At 32.8% G+C, this 13,466-nt stretch carries 17 protein-coding genes; all 17 read right to left on the reverse strand.

Annotation, left to right across the window (positions count from 1 at the left end):
* Positions 1-62: 62 nt before the first annotated feature.
* Genes AB1410_07405 through rpmH form a run of 17 tightly spaced genes read right to left on the reverse strand, consistent with a single transcriptional unit; the run spans position 63 to position 13,453 of the window.
* The gene (locus AB1410_07405; GenBank protein ID MEW6456518.1) at positions 63-653 is read right to left on the reverse strand and encodes an HAD family hydrolase; all 591 of its coding nucleotides are present in this window, start codon (positions 651-653) and stop codon (positions 63-65) included.
* Positions 653-1,606 carry a KpsF/GutQ family sugar-phosphate isomerase gene (locus tag AB1410_07410; GenBank protein MEW6456519.1) on the reverse strand — a complete coding sequence of 318 codons (954 nt, stop codon included), beginning with the start codon at positions 1,604-1,606 and terminating at the stop codon, positions 653-655. Before AB1410_07410 ends, AB1410_07405 begins: the two co-directional genes overlap by 1 nt.
* Before the next feature lie 2 nt (positions 1,607-1,608).
* Positions 1,609-2,433: a 3-deoxy-8-phosphooctulonate synthase gene (kdsA, locus tag AB1410_07415; GenBank protein ID MEW6456520.1), complete on the reverse strand. Its 825-nt coding sequence runs from the start codon at positions 2,431-2,433 to the stop codon at positions 1,609-1,611.
* Positions 2,430-4,043 carry a CTP synthase gene (locus AB1410_07420; protein MEW6456521.1) on the reverse strand — a complete coding sequence of 538 codons (1,614 nt, stop codon included), beginning with the start codon at positions 4,041-4,043 and terminating at the stop codon, positions 2,430-2,432. Before AB1410_07420 ends, kdsA begins: the two co-directional genes overlap by 4 nt.
* Entirely contained in the window at positions 4,033-4,755 is a 723-nt protein-coding gene (gene kdsB / locus AB1410_07425; protein MEW6456522.1) for a 3-deoxy-manno-octulosonate cytidylyltransferase, read from the reverse strand. Before kdsB ends, AB1410_07420 begins: the two co-directional genes overlap by 11 nt.
* Positions 4,752-5,099: a polymer-forming cytoskeletal protein gene (locus AB1410_07430; GenBank protein ID MEW6456523.1), complete on the reverse strand. Its 348-nt coding sequence runs from the start codon at positions 5,097-5,099 to the stop codon at positions 4,752-4,754. Before AB1410_07430 ends, kdsB begins: the two co-directional genes overlap by 4 nt.
* A gap of 1 nt (position 5,100) precedes the next feature.
* Entirely contained in the window at positions 5,101-5,946 is an 846-nt protein-coding gene (locus AB1410_07435) for a ParB/RepB/Spo0J family partition protein (protein MEW6456524.1), read from the reverse strand.
* On the reverse strand, positions 5,939-6,703 hold the full coding sequence (locus tag AB1410_07440) for a ParA family protein (protein MEW6456525.1): 765 nt from the start codon (positions 6,701-6,703) through the stop codon (positions 5,939-5,941). Before AB1410_07440 ends, AB1410_07435 begins: the two co-directional genes overlap by 8 nt.
* A complete protein-coding gene (locus AB1410_07445) occupies positions 6,700-6,993 on the reverse strand; it encodes a hypothetical protein (GenBank protein MEW6456526.1) in 294 nt (97 codons plus the stop codon). Before AB1410_07445 ends, AB1410_07440 begins: the two co-directional genes overlap by 4 nt.
* Before the next feature lie 26 nt (positions 6,994-7,019).
* Complete coding sequence (locus tag AB1410_07450) at positions 7,020-7,325, reverse strand: RsmG family class I SAM-dependent methyltransferase (GenBank protein ID MEW6456527.1); 306 nt, start codon at positions 7,323-7,325, stop codon at positions 7,020-7,022.
* A complete protein-coding gene (gene mnmG / locus AB1410_07455; protein MEW6456528.1) occupies positions 7,309-9,168 on the reverse strand; it encodes a tRNA uridine-5-carboxymethylaminomethyl(34) synthesis enzyme MnmG in 1,860 nt (619 codons plus the stop codon). The genes AB1410_07450 and mnmG overlap by 17 nt, the downstream gene beginning before the upstream one ends.
* Complete coding sequence (gene mnmE, locus AB1410_07460; protein ID MEW6456529.1) at positions 9,165-10,532, reverse strand: tRNA uridine-5-carboxymethylaminomethyl(34) synthesis GTPase MnmE; 1,368 nt, start codon at positions 10,530-10,532, stop codon at positions 9,165-9,167. The genes mnmG and mnmE overlap by 4 nt, the downstream gene beginning before the upstream one ends.
* Complete coding sequence (locus AB1410_07465) at positions 10,522-11,139, reverse strand: R3H domain-containing nucleic acid-binding protein (protein ID MEW6456530.1); 618 nt, start codon at positions 11,137-11,139, stop codon at positions 10,522-10,524. The genes mnmE and AB1410_07465 overlap by 11 nt, the downstream gene beginning before the upstream one ends.
* Complete coding sequence (gene yidC / locus AB1410_07470) at positions 11,105-12,727, reverse strand: membrane protein insertase YidC (GenBank protein ID MEW6456531.1); 1,623 nt, start codon at positions 12,725-12,727, stop codon at positions 11,105-11,107. The genes AB1410_07465 and yidC overlap by 35 nt, the downstream gene beginning before the upstream one ends.
* Before the next feature lie 3 nt (positions 12,728-12,730).
* Positions 12,731-12,940, reverse strand: a complete 210-nt coding sequence (gene yidD, locus AB1410_07475; protein ID MEW6456532.1) for a membrane protein insertion efficiency factor YidD — start codon at positions 12,938-12,940, stop codon at positions 12,731-12,733.
* A gap of 1 nt (position 12,941) precedes the next feature.
* On the reverse strand, positions 12,942-13,319 hold the full coding sequence (rnpA, locus tag AB1410_07480) for a ribonuclease P protein component (GenBank protein MEW6456533.1): 378 nt from the start codon (positions 13,317-13,319) through the stop codon (positions 12,942-12,944).
* A complete protein-coding gene (rpmH, locus tag AB1410_07485) occupies positions 13,316-13,453 on the reverse strand; it encodes a 50S ribosomal protein L34 (GenBank protein MEW6456534.1) in 138 nt (45 codons plus the stop codon). The genes rnpA and rpmH overlap by 4 nt, the downstream gene beginning before the upstream one ends.
* Positions 13,454-13,466: the final 13 nt, after the last annotated feature.

The following is a 13,466-nucleotide window of genomic DNA, read 5'->3' on the forward strand; positions in this document are numbered from 1 at the left end:
CTTTTTCAAATTCTGATTTCATCGAAAAAGTGGCCGGAATAAATCGGAATGGGTGGCCACTTTCAATCAGAATCAGTGGCCGGTTTGAATCGGAATCGATGGCCACTTTGGATCGGAATATACACTAATTTAATTTGATTGAATTTTTTAACTGCATAATCCATCTTATCCTGGGTGTTAAGGATTAAATCTATAACTTCCCTTACTGCTCCTTTTCCTCCTGGAGATTCTGTAATAAAGTGAGATATCTCTTTTACTTTTTCATGGGAATCAGAAGGAGAGGCTGCAAATCCAGATTGTTTCATGGGTGGAATATCACCGATATCATCTCCTATATAACAGCAATTTTCTTTTTTTAAACTATATTTCTTCAATAATTTATTGAAAATCAATAACTTATTTGATATTCCCTGATAATATTCTTTTATCCCGATTGTTTCAATTCTTTTTCTGATGGACTCTGAATGTTTTCCTGTTATTACAGCAATTTCTATTCCAGCTAATCTTGCCATGACCATCCCTGTGCCATCTTTTACATTGAAGCCTTTAACTTCTTCGCCATTTGGGAGCACAAAAAGAGTTCCATCTGTAAGTGTTCCATCCACATCGATTATTAAAAGTCTGATTTTTGAGATTCTTTTTTTAAAATCCATTAAAACATCTCTGTTTTCCATAGATCATGGAGGTGAACAATTCCCTTAATTCCACCATCTGAATTCTTTATTAAAAGGGAGGTGATCTTTTTTTCTTCCATTAAATTTAAAGCTTTGGTCGCCATTTCTTCTTCATCAATTATTAGAGGATTCTCATGCATACATTCTTGAGCTGTCTTATCAAGAATATTTCCGTATTTTATTAAAAGCCTTCTTAAATCCCCATCTGTAATAATTCCAACAAGTTTATTGTTCAGATCTATAACTGATGTAACACCTAATTTTTTTTCAGTCATTATTTTTAAAACTTTTTCCATTGGATCTGTTACTTTCACGACAGGGACCTCATCTCCTACATGCATAAGATGTTTTACTTTTAAAAGGTTCTTTCCTATCTGACCTCGAGGATGATAGAAAAGAAATTCTTCCTCGGAGAATCCCTTCTTCTCCATTAAGGCTACTGCAAGGGCATCTCCCATAACAAGAGCAGCTGTAGTAGAAGTTGTAGGAACTAGTCCTATTGGACAGGCTTCTTTTTCGACACTAATGTTTAAAATAACATCACTATTTTTTGCAAGGGTGGAATTTGTATTACCAGTTATTGCTATCAATTTAGTTCCCATTCTTTTTATGAAATTTATCAAATTCAATATTTCTATAGTTTCGCCACTGTAAGATATTGCTATTATTATGTCATCAGAAAGAATTATTCCTAAGTCTCCATGAACTGCATCAGCAGGATGCATGAATATGGAAGGCGAGCCTGTTGATGTCATTGTTGCCGAAATTTTTCTTGCTATGATTCCAGATTTACCCATTCCAGTGACTATTATTCTTCCTTTAGATGAAAAAAGAAGCTCAACAGCTTTTGTAAAATTGCTGTCAAGATTTTCTTTAAGTTTCTGGATTGCGAGTGCTTCAATTTCTATAACTCTTTTACCTGTTTCAACCATTTTTATCCCCTTTTATTTATTAATTTATATAATTTCTTTAGTTCTCTTAATAAAGAATATAACTCATCCAATCTTAGAGAATTTGGTCCATCGGAAAGAGCTTTCTCTGGATTTTCATGAACTTCCAAGAAGACTCCATCAGCTCCAACTGCGATTCCTGCTTTTGCCATGTGGGGTGTAAATTTTGAATTCCCTCCTGAGGAAGTACCAGCAGCTCCAGGTAGTTGAACGGCATGAGTTGCATCGATAATAACAGGAAATCCAAATTCTTTCATAATGGGTATAGATTTAAAGTCAACCACTAAGTTGTTATATCCGAATGTAGTTCCCCTTTCTGTTATTAAAATAGAATGATTTCCCTGGGCAAGGGCTTTTTCTACGATATTTTTTACATTCCAAGGAGAGAGAAATTGCCCTTTCTTAAGGTTTATTGGCTTATTTGTCTTCGCTGCCTCAACAACGAGGTCTGTCTGTCTTGAGAGAAGCGCTGGAATTTGGATCACATCAAGAACCTCAGCTGCTAATTCAATTTGATTTGTTTCATGGACATCTGAGAGAACAGGGATCTCAAGTTCTTTTTTTATGTTTGATAGAATCTTCAATCCTTCTTTAATGCCAGGTCCTCTATAGGAATCTATGGAGAGCCTATTTGCTTTGTCGTAGGAAGATTTAAATATGAATGGAATGTTTAATTCATCAGTGATTCTTTTTAAATTTTTTGCCATAAAATAGGTATGTTTTTCGTTCTCAATTACACATGGTCCAGCTATTAAAAAAAAGCATTCTGATGGGATCTTGATTTTTTCTCCTATAAAAATTTCTGTCATTTTTTCTTATTTATCCTGTGATCATAACAGGCCTTTATAAAACTTTTAAATAGAGGGTGGGGATCTAAAGGCTTTGATTTAAACTCAGGATGAAACTGACACCCGATAAACCATGGATGATTTGATAATTCAATTATTTCAACCAGGTTCTTCTCAGGATATCTTCCAGTAATTTTCAATCCATTAGATGCCATAATTTTTTCCATTTCAGGATTAAATTCATATCTATGCCTGTGCCTTTCCCATATCTCATCCTTTTGATAAATTTTATAAGCTAAAGAATTTTTTTCGAGAACACATCTGTATTTTCCGAGCCTCATCGTTCCGCCCATATCTTCAATTCCTTTTAATTCTCTTAACTTAAGAAAAATTTTATATTCTGTATCAGGGTCAAATTCCTCACTGTTTGCATTCTTCAGATTGCATACATTTCGAGCAAATTCAATAGAGGCGCATTGCATTCCAAGGCAGATTCCAAAAAAAGGTGTTTTTGTTTCCCTTGCAAATCTTATTGCATTTATCATCCCTTCTATTCCTCTTTTCCCAAATCCTCCTGGGATTAATATTCCATCAGCATCTTTCAAGATCTCTTCTGTTTCTTCTGTTTCCATTCCTCCCTCAGAGGATGTCCATATAATATTTACCTTTAATCTAAATGGAATTCCTCCATGGATTAATGCCTCGTTCAAACTTTTATAAGAATCTGTTAATCCTGTATACTTTCCGATCAAATAAATATCTACTTCGTCAACAGGGTTTTTAATCTTTTCCACCATTTCAACCCATTTATTCAAATCATTACCTTTATCATCTAAATTTAACAGTTTTAAAATTATGCTATCGATGCCTTCCTGGGAAAATACAAGGGGAATCTCATAAACGGTATTTACATCTTTTGCAGTAATAACTGCTTCTTCTGGGACATTTGTAAAAAGGGCGATTTTACTCTTAATTTCTTTAGAAAGAAATCTATCTGTTCTGCATAATATAATATCTGGCTGAATACCAATTTCTCTTAATTCTTTCACACTATGCTGGGTTGGCTTTGTTTTTAGTTCTCCTGCGGCCGGGATGAAAGGAACAAGAGTAAGATGTATAAAAAGAGTATTTTCTTTTCCTAACTCCTGTCGTATTTGTCTTATTGCTTCTAAGAATGGAAGGCTTTCAATATCTCCTACAGTTCCTCCTATTTCTACAATAACTATATCAAAACTATCTGAAATTGAGTAAATCGCATTCTTAATTTCGTCAGTTACATGGGGAATTACTTGAATTGTTTTCCCCAAAAAATCTCCCTTTCTTTCTTTATTGATTATCGCATTATAAATTCTTCCTGCGGTCCAGTTGTTTTCTTTGGATGTTATTAAGGAAGTAAATCTTTCATAATGGCCCAGATCCAAATCGGTTTCAGCTCCATCATCAGTAACAAATACTTCTCCATGCTGGTAGGGACTTAAAGTGCCCGGGTCAACGTTTAAATAAGGATCAAATTTCTGAAGGGCAACTCGATAGCCTCTATTTTCCAGTAGCATTCCAATTGAAGCAGCTGCCACTCCTTTTCCCAGAGATGAAACAACCCCGCCTGTTATAAATATATATTTAGATGGCATTTTTAAGCTCCATTTCTATTTTTTCTATATCTTCAGGTGTATCAACTCCAATTGTATGGTACGGAGATTCTATAACTTTTATCTTATATCCATATTCAATTGCCCTTAGTTGCTCCAGGTTTTCGATTCTTTCCAGAGGAGAAGGGCTCAGCTTAACGAGATTTAACAGAATTTGTTTTTTGAATCCATAAACTCCAATGTGTTTGAAATAAATTCTGTTGTCTTGCCTGCAGTATGGAATTGGAGACCTTGAAAAGTAAATTGCAAAGCCTTTTAAATCTGTTATTACTTTTACCATATTAGGGCTCAAGTATGAATCATCGAGAATTTTTTCTTTTACTGTTACAATATCAATGGTGATATCCTGAAGTTCTTCCACCATTTTGTCGATGATTAAAGGAGATATTAATGGTTCATCTCCCTGTATGTTGACTATTAGTTCATCATCATATTTTTCTGAAACCTCTGCTATTCTTTCCGTGCCAGTGCTATGAGATGAAAAGGTTATCAAAGCATTTCCTCCATATTTCTCTACTTTTCTTTGTACTTCATAACTATCAGTTGCCACAATAACATCTCTTAGAAGCTTAGCCTTTTTTGCTCTTTCGTACACCCATATAATCATAGGTTTGTCTTTTATCATAGCTAAAGGTTTCCCCATAAACCTGGAAGATGCATATCGAGCAGGGATGATTCCAAGGGCTTTTTTCATTTTTTTGTATTCATGATACAATTTCCTTCGAAATAGGCACCTTCTTCTATTACAAGTATAGAGGTTTCTATTGTACCAAATATTCTTCCTTTGTTGTGAACTTCAACCCTATCTTTTGCAATAATTTTTCCCTTTACGAGTCCATTTATGTACACACTTCCTATGGATATATCTGCTTCAACCTCTCCGTTTTCTCCTATTAATAACGATGAATCTGAGGAAATTTTTCCCTTAAAAATTCCATCAATTCTGAAAGAACCAGTAAAATTTAATTCTCCATTAAATTCAGTTCCCTTATCAATAAAACCTACTAAGTTGCTCAATTCACTCTTTTTTTTGGACATTTTACATCCTTTCCCTCATTAATTTTAAAATTCTGTTTAATTCATTGTCGGAGAAAAATTTTATTGAAATATACCCTCCTTTTTTTGTCTTTTTTATCTTTACTTGAGTTCCAAAAAATTTTCTTAATTCTTCCTCGATATTGAGAATATCAGGGTCAATTTGTATACCTATCCTTGATTCTTTTTTCTTTTTCATCCTTTTTATTATTTTCTCAAGTTCTCTTACAGATAAATCTTTTTTTATTGTGATAGCACACAATATTTTTTGATCTTCTTCATTTTCAATTGAAAGGAGTGCTCTTGCATGGCCCATTGAAATTTTGTTCTCTGCCAAGGCATCTTTAATTTCCTTAGGAAGTTTGAGGAGCCTTAAATAATTTGCGATAGAGCTTCTGTCTTTTCCTATTTTTTCAGCTACTTCTTCCTGGGTTAAACCCATTCCTTCCACAAGATGATGATATGCAGTAGCAATTTCCAGAGGGTTTAAATCCTCTCTCTGGATATTTTCAATAAGAGAGAGTTCCAGCTGTTTTTCAGGTGGAATTTTTTTGATGATTGCTGGAATTCTTTTTATTCCTATTTTTTGTGCTGCTCTCCATCTTCTTTCTCCTGTAACTATTCTGAAATAGCTTTCGTCTGACACAACGATTATTGGCTGTAATACGCCTGTTTCCTTCATCGAGTTAGCTAATTCATCTAAAGAATCGTCTGAGAATTTAACTCTCGGCTGCAACTCATTCGGTTTAATTAAATCAATGTCAATTTCAGAATATCTTTCACCTCTTAACAGAGAAATATCCTCAGAAATAAGATCTCTTATCCCTCTTCCAAGAACCTTTCTACTCATTTTTTAATATCTCCTTTGCCAAATTCATGTAGGAAATGGCTCCTTTAGATTTTATATCATAGAGTATTATAGGAAGGCCAAAGCTTGGAGCCTCTCCTAATTTTACATTTCTTGGGATTACAGTGCTGAAAACCTTTTGTCTAAATAGTTCTCTTACTTCCTTCTCAATCTGATTGGATAGATTCGTTCGTTCATCATGCATTGTAAGAAGTATTCCCTCCAGCTCAAGCATTGGATTTAAGTACTTTCTAACCTCTTCAAATGTATCAAGGAGGTCAGAAAGGCCTTCAAGGGCATAATATTCGCATTGAAGGGGTATCAGAACAGAAGTTGCGGCAACTAAAGAATTAAGTGTAAGATAACCCAGAGATGGCGGGCAATCGATTAGTATATATTGATATTTATTTTCCAATGATGAGAGTGATAAACGAAGCTTTTTTTCTCTATCTTCCCAATGCAAAAACTCAATTTCTGCTGATGCAAGGGATTTTGTTGAGGGGCATAAATCTAAATATTTTAATTTTGTTTTGATAATCGAATCATGGATTAAGGCTTCTTGGGTTATTGTTTCAAAAATGCCAGGATTAATTTCATCTCTTTTGAACCCGAGTCCGCTTGTTGCATTACCCTGGGGATCCATGTCAACGATCAAAACTCTTATCTCTGCAGCAGATAAGGAAGCACCAAGGTTTATAACAGTAGTGGTTTTACCTACCCCTCCTTTTTGATTTGCTACAGCCAAAATTTTTTTCTTCATAATGTTCCACGTGAAACATTTTTTAAAATCAATAGAAATAGCCTGGCTTTTTTAGGTATTTGATATAATTCCCATTCAAAACTTTTCATTTTTTTTATATTTTTGAGTCTTTTAATTTCATTTTCGCCTGTTACAAATGCATATCCAATTTTAATCATTTCTAAATCATGCCTAACAAATTTTTCTTTATATTTTATTCCCATTGAGACTAAATAATCAAATTTTTGTTTTTTCATTTTAAAAATTTTTAATGAAGAATTGAAATCCAACCCTAAAACTTCAATATCCAAAAATGAAAATGCCTCTTTTAATTTTTTTAAAAATAAACTTTTTTTTTATCGGGTTCAATTTGGATTATTTCAGCTCTGTTATTAAGGATTTTTAAGGGAATACTTGGAAATCCAGCACCTGCTCCGACATCTACAAGAGAATTGTAAGGGGATATTTTTTCTCCCATGAACAGACTTATAGATAATAAATTTAAAAAATTAATATCAAAATTTTTTCTCGAAACTAAATTCATTTTTTCATTCCATTCTTTTAAAAAATGGAAAAAAAAATCGAATTGATCTACCTGGGCTGGATTAAGATATGCAAAGGAGTTTTTAATTATTTGCTTCATTTGCTTTTTGTTGTATTAGATGTATATAGATAGCTAATATTTTTAATGCAGCTGGCGTCATCCCTGGAATATTTGAAGCTTCTCCAAGAGTTAATGGCTTAAATTTTTTCAATTTCTCAACAATCTCTTTAGATAATCCAGAAACGTTATCAAAATTTAAACCATCGGGAATTTTTTTAGAATATTCTTTTAATAATTTTTTTATTTCTTTTTTCTCTTTTTCAATATACCCACTGTATTTTATTTCCGCTTCGATATACTTAATTTCTTCCTCTTTAAGATTCATTATCTCATTTTTATCAGGAATATATTTTAATATACATTTGAAATTTATTGAAGGGTTTTTTAAGTATTGTTCCAATGAAATTTTTTCTTTTTTTTCTTCAAGATAAATCTTTTCTTTTTTTAACATATCGATGATTTTTTTCAGTTTTTTTTTCCTCTCCAGAAACTTTTCAATAACATCTTTTTCGATAAGTCCATATTTTAATGAATATTTCATTAACCTTTCGTCAGCGTTATCAATCCTTAACATCAATCTATGTTCTGCTCTTGAAGTGAAAAGTCTGTATGGTTCATCAACTCCTCTTCTGATTAAATCATCGAGAAGGACTCCCATATATGCCTCATCTCTTCTTAAAATAAAAGGTTCTTTTTTCATTATTTTAAGGGATGTGTTTATTCCTGCCATAATACCCTGCGCTGCTGCTTCCTCATAGCCAGAAGTTCCATTTATTTGCCCTGCAAAGAAGAGATTTTCTATTTCTATTGTTTCGAGACTATGTTTTATCTGCTGGGGGTTTACAAAATCATATTCAATTCCATAGGCTGGTCTTACTATTTCTGCATTCTCAAGGCCTTCAATGTTCTTTAAAATTTCGGTCTGAACTTCTACAGGTAAACTGGAAGAGATTCCATTTACATAAATTTCATTCGTGTCCAATCCTTCTGGCTCCAAAAAAAATTGGTGTCTTTCTTTATGGGGAAATTTAACCACTTTATCCTCAATTGAGGGACAATATCTCGGCCCAATTCCGATGATTTTTCCACTGTATAAAGGAGATTTATCCAGATTTTTTCTGATGATTTCATGAACTTTTTTGTTTGTATACCCTATGTAACATTTAATTTCGTTGCGTAACTTTTTTTCTGTTCTAAAAGAAAATGGAGTTGGGTTTTCATCTCCCTCTTGAGGTTCAAATACATCCCAGTTAATGGTCCTTTTATTCAATCTCATAGGAGTCCCTGTTTTTAGCCTCCCAAGTTTAAAACCCAAGTTTTCAAGGGATCTTGAAAGCTGAATTGAAGGGGGTTCGTTCGCCCTTCCTGCAGGATAAGAATTTAACCCGATGTGGATCAGTCCATTTAAAAAGGTTCCCGGAGAAATTATCACACAATTTCCAGTGATTTCAATTCCTTCTCTTAATCTAACTCCAACAGCTTTTTTTCTGTGGATGAGGACATCAACAACTTCTCCCTGATAAATCTTTAAATTTTCGACTTTTTCCAGAAAGTTTTTCATCGATATCCTATATTTTACCTTATCGCATTGGGCTCGAGGAGCTTGAACTGCATATCCTCTGCTTTGGTTTAAAAGTCTAAATTGTATCCCGGTTTCATCAGCTAATGTACCCATGATCCCTCCAAGGGCATCGATTTCCCGAACTAAATGGCCCTTTGCCAAGCCTCCAATTGCTGGATTACAGGACATTTGTGCAATGGTGTCAAGGTTAAGAGTTATAAGAATTGTTCTCATTCCCATTTTTGATGAGATATGAACTGATTCGCAGCCACTATGTCCAGCACCAACAACGATTACATCAAAATCTCTAAAACCCATCATTTTCCAACACAGAAGTTTTGAAAGATATTGTTAATAATTTCCTCAACTTTAATTTCTCCTGTGAGCTTTCCAAGAGAATTCATCGCTCCTTTTAATTCCTCAATGATTATTTCTTCTCTATATCCATTTTCAAAAAAATCGAACCCTTTTTCAAGAAACTTTAACACCTCTTCCAAAACCTGCTTCTGTCTTAGATTGAGAATAAATTCGCTTTCTTTTATTTCTGAAACAAAGAAGTTATTAATTAAATTTTCAAGTTGATTAAGGTTTGCCCTTAATTTTGCTGAGATTTCTACAGAAGGTCTTCCGTCTAAAATTTTTATAATTTTTTCTGTTTCAAGTTTTCTGGGAAGATCCATTTTATTAAACACAATAATCATGTTTTTATTTTTCACTTTATCGATAATTTCATAATCTTTTTTAGAAACCCTTTTTGAGAGGTCAAAAATAAGGAGGATACCATCAGATTTTTTAATAATTTCTTCTCCTTTTTTTATGCTTTCAATATCAATAGCGTTGTTTGATTTTTCAATTCCTGCAGTGTCGATTAAAGAACATGGGATGTCATTTATAAGAATTGTTTCTCTTATATAATCTCGAGTGGTTCCAGGGAATTGGGTTACTATTGCCCTTTCTTCTTTTAGAAGAGAATTAAAAAGGGTGGATTTTCCAACATTTGGTTTTCCGGTTATAGAGAGAGAAAATCCCTCTTTTAAAAGCTTACCATACTCAAATGTTTCTAACATTTTACTTATATCTTCTATTAGCTGTTTTATCCAGAGACCATAAAGATCCCAATTTATTTCTAAGTTCTCGTCCGGAAATTCAATGCTCGCTTCTACAGAAGAAATTATATCTATTAATTTTTTTTTGATGGCTTCAATTTTTTTAGAAAGAAACCCTTCAGATTGAGTGAATGAAACAAGAGCCTGTTTTAGAGTGTTTGACATTATCAAATCATTTATAGCCTCTGCCTGGAGCAAGTCTATTTTACCGTTTAGAAAAGCTCTCTGAGTGAATTCTCCTGGTTCTGCCAGCCTCGCGCCTGATTTTATACCTAACAGTAACACATAATTTAGAATAGGAGGACTGCTAAAACAGCTGATTTCTACCACATCTTCACCAGTATAAGATCTGGGAGCTTTGAAATAGGTGACAAGGGCTTTATGGATTTTAATGTGTTTTTCAGGATCAATTATAAAGCCGGTAAAAATTTCTCTTGGCTTTAAATCATCCCACCCTTTTACAGGGATAAATATTTTTTTTATTATGCTTAAAGATGAGTTGCCGCTTACTCTAACTATCCCTATGCCGCCTCTTCCATATGGAGTAGATATGGCGATGATTGTATCATTATTTTTCATATTGAACAGGGCTTATTACAACCTTTTTAAGGAATCCCTTGCCAGTACTTGAACTAATAACTCCATGGATATTATTGATTGTAGTATGTACAATCTTTCTTTCCCATGGGTTTAAAGGGCCGATTGACTCGTCCTTTTTGGATTTTATTACATTTTCAGCAGTTTGTTTAGCAATCTCAATCAACTTATTTTCCCTTTTTTTTCTAAAACCCTGACAATCGAGTACTATTCTCTTTTGATAGTTAGAAAATGATTTATTCAACAAGTATTGAAGAGAATTTAGTAATTCTCCTTTGTGTTCTAATAAGAAATTTTTATCATTCCCGAATAGAATAATCTCTATTATTTCTTCTCTTGATTTAATTTTAAAATCAAGATCCAATAGAGTCTGCCTCAAGAGTTCAGATAGAAATTTTGATACTTCTTCTTCATCTTTTGAATATTTTATTCCAGCTAATATAACTATCTCTCTTTTTTTAAACTCCATAAATTTGGTTTTTTCTGCTATAACTTGAAATTCTATTCTTGATTTATCCTCTCTGAAATATCTTGAAGCTTCGTTCAATGCATCTTCAAGACTTCTTCCTCTGAATTCTTTTTTCTCCATGTTCCTTTTTATAAATAAATTTATTAATCAAATATTGCTGTCCTATTTGAAGAATATTTTGGGTAAGCCAGTAGAGAACAAGCCCACTTTGAAAATTTAGGAAGAAAATTGTCATAAATACAGGCATGAACATCATCAATTTTCTTTGAGCAGGGTCTCCTCCAGTTGGCGTCATTTTCTGAAGGATGAATTGAGTCGCTCCCATAAGTATTGGGGTTACGAAATAAGGGTCTTTTTTTGACAAATCTTTGATCCAGAATATAAAGGGTTGATGTCTCATTTCAATTGATTTTGAAAGGAGATTAAAAAATCCCCATAGAATTGGAATTTGAAGAATAAGGGGAAGACAGCCGCCTGCAGGGTTTATTCCTTCTGATTTGTAGAGTTTCATTATTTCCTCATTCATCTTTTTTCGTTGTTCTGGATCTGTTTTATATTTTCTATATTTTTCTCTTATCGCTTTCATTTTAGGCTGAATCTTTTGCATCTTTGCCATTGATATACTCGAAGACCATGTCAATGGGAACAGAATTACTTTAAGTATAAGAGTTAACAGAATTATGGAAAAACCATAATTAGGTATGAAAGAGTGGATAGACTTTAGAGCCTTTAATAGAATTTTTGCGATTATTCCAAAAAAGCCAAAATCTATTACTTTTTCCATCTGATTTCCCATCGAGCGAAGGAGGTCATAATCTTTGGGTCCAAAATAAATTGAATTTGGTTTAAATATCTTAAGATATTTTTCATTAGATTTATTTGAGTTTGGTGTTATTATGGAGATTGAAGATTGCTCGTTTACAATTGCGATTTCAGTAAAATAAGTTGAATCATATGCAGCCCATGTAAGATAGCCATCATATAGTTTTCCATCTTTGAGTTTCTTTGTATCAATTCTCTTTAAGTTGTTCAAATTGAGGAAAACTATGTATTCCCTGTGAGACTTTAGGTCTTCCTCTGGGGGATTTCCTATTCTTGGAGTAAGAATGATTGAATAATTCTTTTTCTCATTATTTATATATATTTCATTTTCTATGTCCATAGTGTAAATTCCGCCGGTAAAGCTGTATTTCTTTTTACCAGATATACTCTTCCCATCCGAGAAATAAAAGATCAAATCTTTTCTCTGGCCATTCTTTAAAGTGATATTTTCTTCTGAGGGACTGTAAAGGGAAGTGTTTAAAATCTTATCTATTTCAGAACTTCCAGTTTTTAAAGACAAAGGAAGTAGGTTATCATTATTTTTCTGGGAGATTAATTCAAGATTTGAACCTTTTTCATCCTTGTATTTTTTCATTTTAAGGCTTTTTAATACTCCACCTTTATTTAAGAATGTGGCAGAAAAAAGAGATGTTTCTACCTTTATCTCCTTTATATTTTTTTCTTCTACTACATTTTTTTCGATGAATTCACCAGTTTCTTTTTCTGTTTTAATTTTTTGAATTTCAGGTTGTTTTTTCTCTTTAATTTTTTCAATTAATTTGCTCTCTTTTAGCTTCTCAGGCTCAGGGGGCTTCAGAAAAAAACGCTGGTAAAGAAAAATGATTAAAAAAGATATTACTATAGCAAGAAGTAGCCTCTTTTCCATTTTTTATTTTAATAAATCTATGCCTCCTGGATGAAAGGGATGACATTTTAGAATTCTTTTCGTTCCTAAAAACACTCCTTTTAAGACTCCATATTTTTCAATCGCCTCATAGGTATAAGATGAACAGGAAGGATAGAATCTACAGTTATCTCCCAGAAAAGGAGATAAGAATTGTTTGTATAATTTAATCAGAAACAAAATGGTCTTTTTCATCTTAACAATAAGGATGATTTAGGAGGCTATTGTTCGAATTTCTTATCAATGGCTTTATTACCTCAATAAAATCTTTTTCGATTTCCTGATATTTTTTTTCTGACACTGAATTTTTTGGTATTATAAGAATATCCAATCCATCTTTAAATAAGTATTTATTTTTTCGGAATGCCTCTCTAAATAATCTTTTGACTCTATTTCTTTTCGTGGCTTTTCCTATTTTTTTTCCTGTTAGAATTGCCATTCTTGAAAATCCTAAGTCATTTGGACTAAAATATAATCTAAAATTAATTCCTTCTCGTGTTCTTTTTTTGTTCAATATTGATTTAATCTCTTCTTTTTTTCTTATTCTTTCTTTTTTCAGAATTTTTTGATTCATTGAGGAGCAAGATTTTTTCTTTTTTTTGCTCTTCTTCTTTTAAGAACTTTCCTTCCTCCCTTTGTAGACATTCTTACCAGAAATCCATGGGTTTTTTTCCTTCTTCTTATGTTTGGTTGAAAAGTTCTCTTCAATTTAGATTCTCCA

This window comes from Acidobacteriota bacterium (assembly GCA_040756905.1).
In the GTDB taxonomy this organism is placed as follows: Bacteria; Acidobacteriota; Aminicenantia; order JBFLYD01; family JBFLYD01; genus JBFLYD01.

Coding starts and splice junctions, on each gene's coding strand:
- AB1410_07440 (MEW6456525.1), bottom strand. CDS start 6,703: ATGAAGAAAAAAATTTTGGCTGTAGCAAATCAAAAAGGAGGGGTAGGT.
- rnpA (MEW6456533.1), bottom strand. CDS start 13,319: ATGAATCAAAAAATTCTGAAAAAAGAAAGAATAAGAAAAAAAGAAGAG.
- mnmG (MEW6456528.1), bottom strand. CDS start 9,168: ATGATGGGTTTTAGAGATTTTGATGTAATCGTTGTTGGTGCTGGACAT.
- kdsA (MEW6456520.1), bottom strand. CDS start 2,433: ATGACAGAAATTTTTATAGGAGAAAAAATCAAGATCCCATCAGAATGC.
- AB1410_07430 (MEW6456523.1), bottom strand. CDS start 5,099: ATGTCCAAAAAAAAGAGTGAATTGAGCAACTTAGTAGGTTTTATTGAT.
- AB1410_07405 (MEW6456518.1), bottom strand. CDS start 653: ATGGATTTTAAAAAAAGAATCTCAAAAATCAGACTTTTAATAATCGAT.
- mnmE (MEW6456529.1), bottom strand. CDS start 10,532: ATGAAAAATAATGATACAATCATCGCCATATCTACTCCATATGGAAGA.
- yidC (MEW6456531.1), bottom strand. CDS start 12,727: ATGGAAAAGAGGCTACTTCTTGCTATAGTAATATCTTTTTTAATCATT.
- yidD (MEW6456532.1), bottom strand. CDS start 12,940: ATGAAAAAGACCATTTTGTTTCTGATTAAATTATACAAACAATTCTTA.
- AB1410_07450 (MEW6456527.1), bottom strand. CDS start 7,325: ATGAAGCAAATAATTAAAAACTCCTTTGCATATCTTAATCCAGCCCAG.
- kdsB (MEW6456522.1), bottom strand. CDS start 4,755: ATGAAAAAAGCCCTTGGAATCATCCCTGCTCGATATGCATCTTCCAGG.
- AB1410_07465 (MEW6456530.1), bottom strand. CDS start 11,139: ATGGAGAAAAAAGAATTCAGAGGAAGAAGTCTTGAAGATGCATTGAAC.
- AB1410_07435 (MEW6456524.1), bottom strand. CDS start 5,946: ATGAGTAGAAAGGTTCTTGGAAGAGGGATAAGAGATCTTATTTCTGAG.
- AB1410_07410 (MEW6456519.1), bottom strand. CDS start 1,606: ATGGTTGAAACAGGTAAAAGAGTTATAGAAATTGAAGCACTCGCAATC.
- AB1410_07420 (MEW6456521.1), bottom strand. CDS start 4,043: ATGCCATCTAAATATATATTTATAACAGGCGGGGTTGTTTCATCTCTG.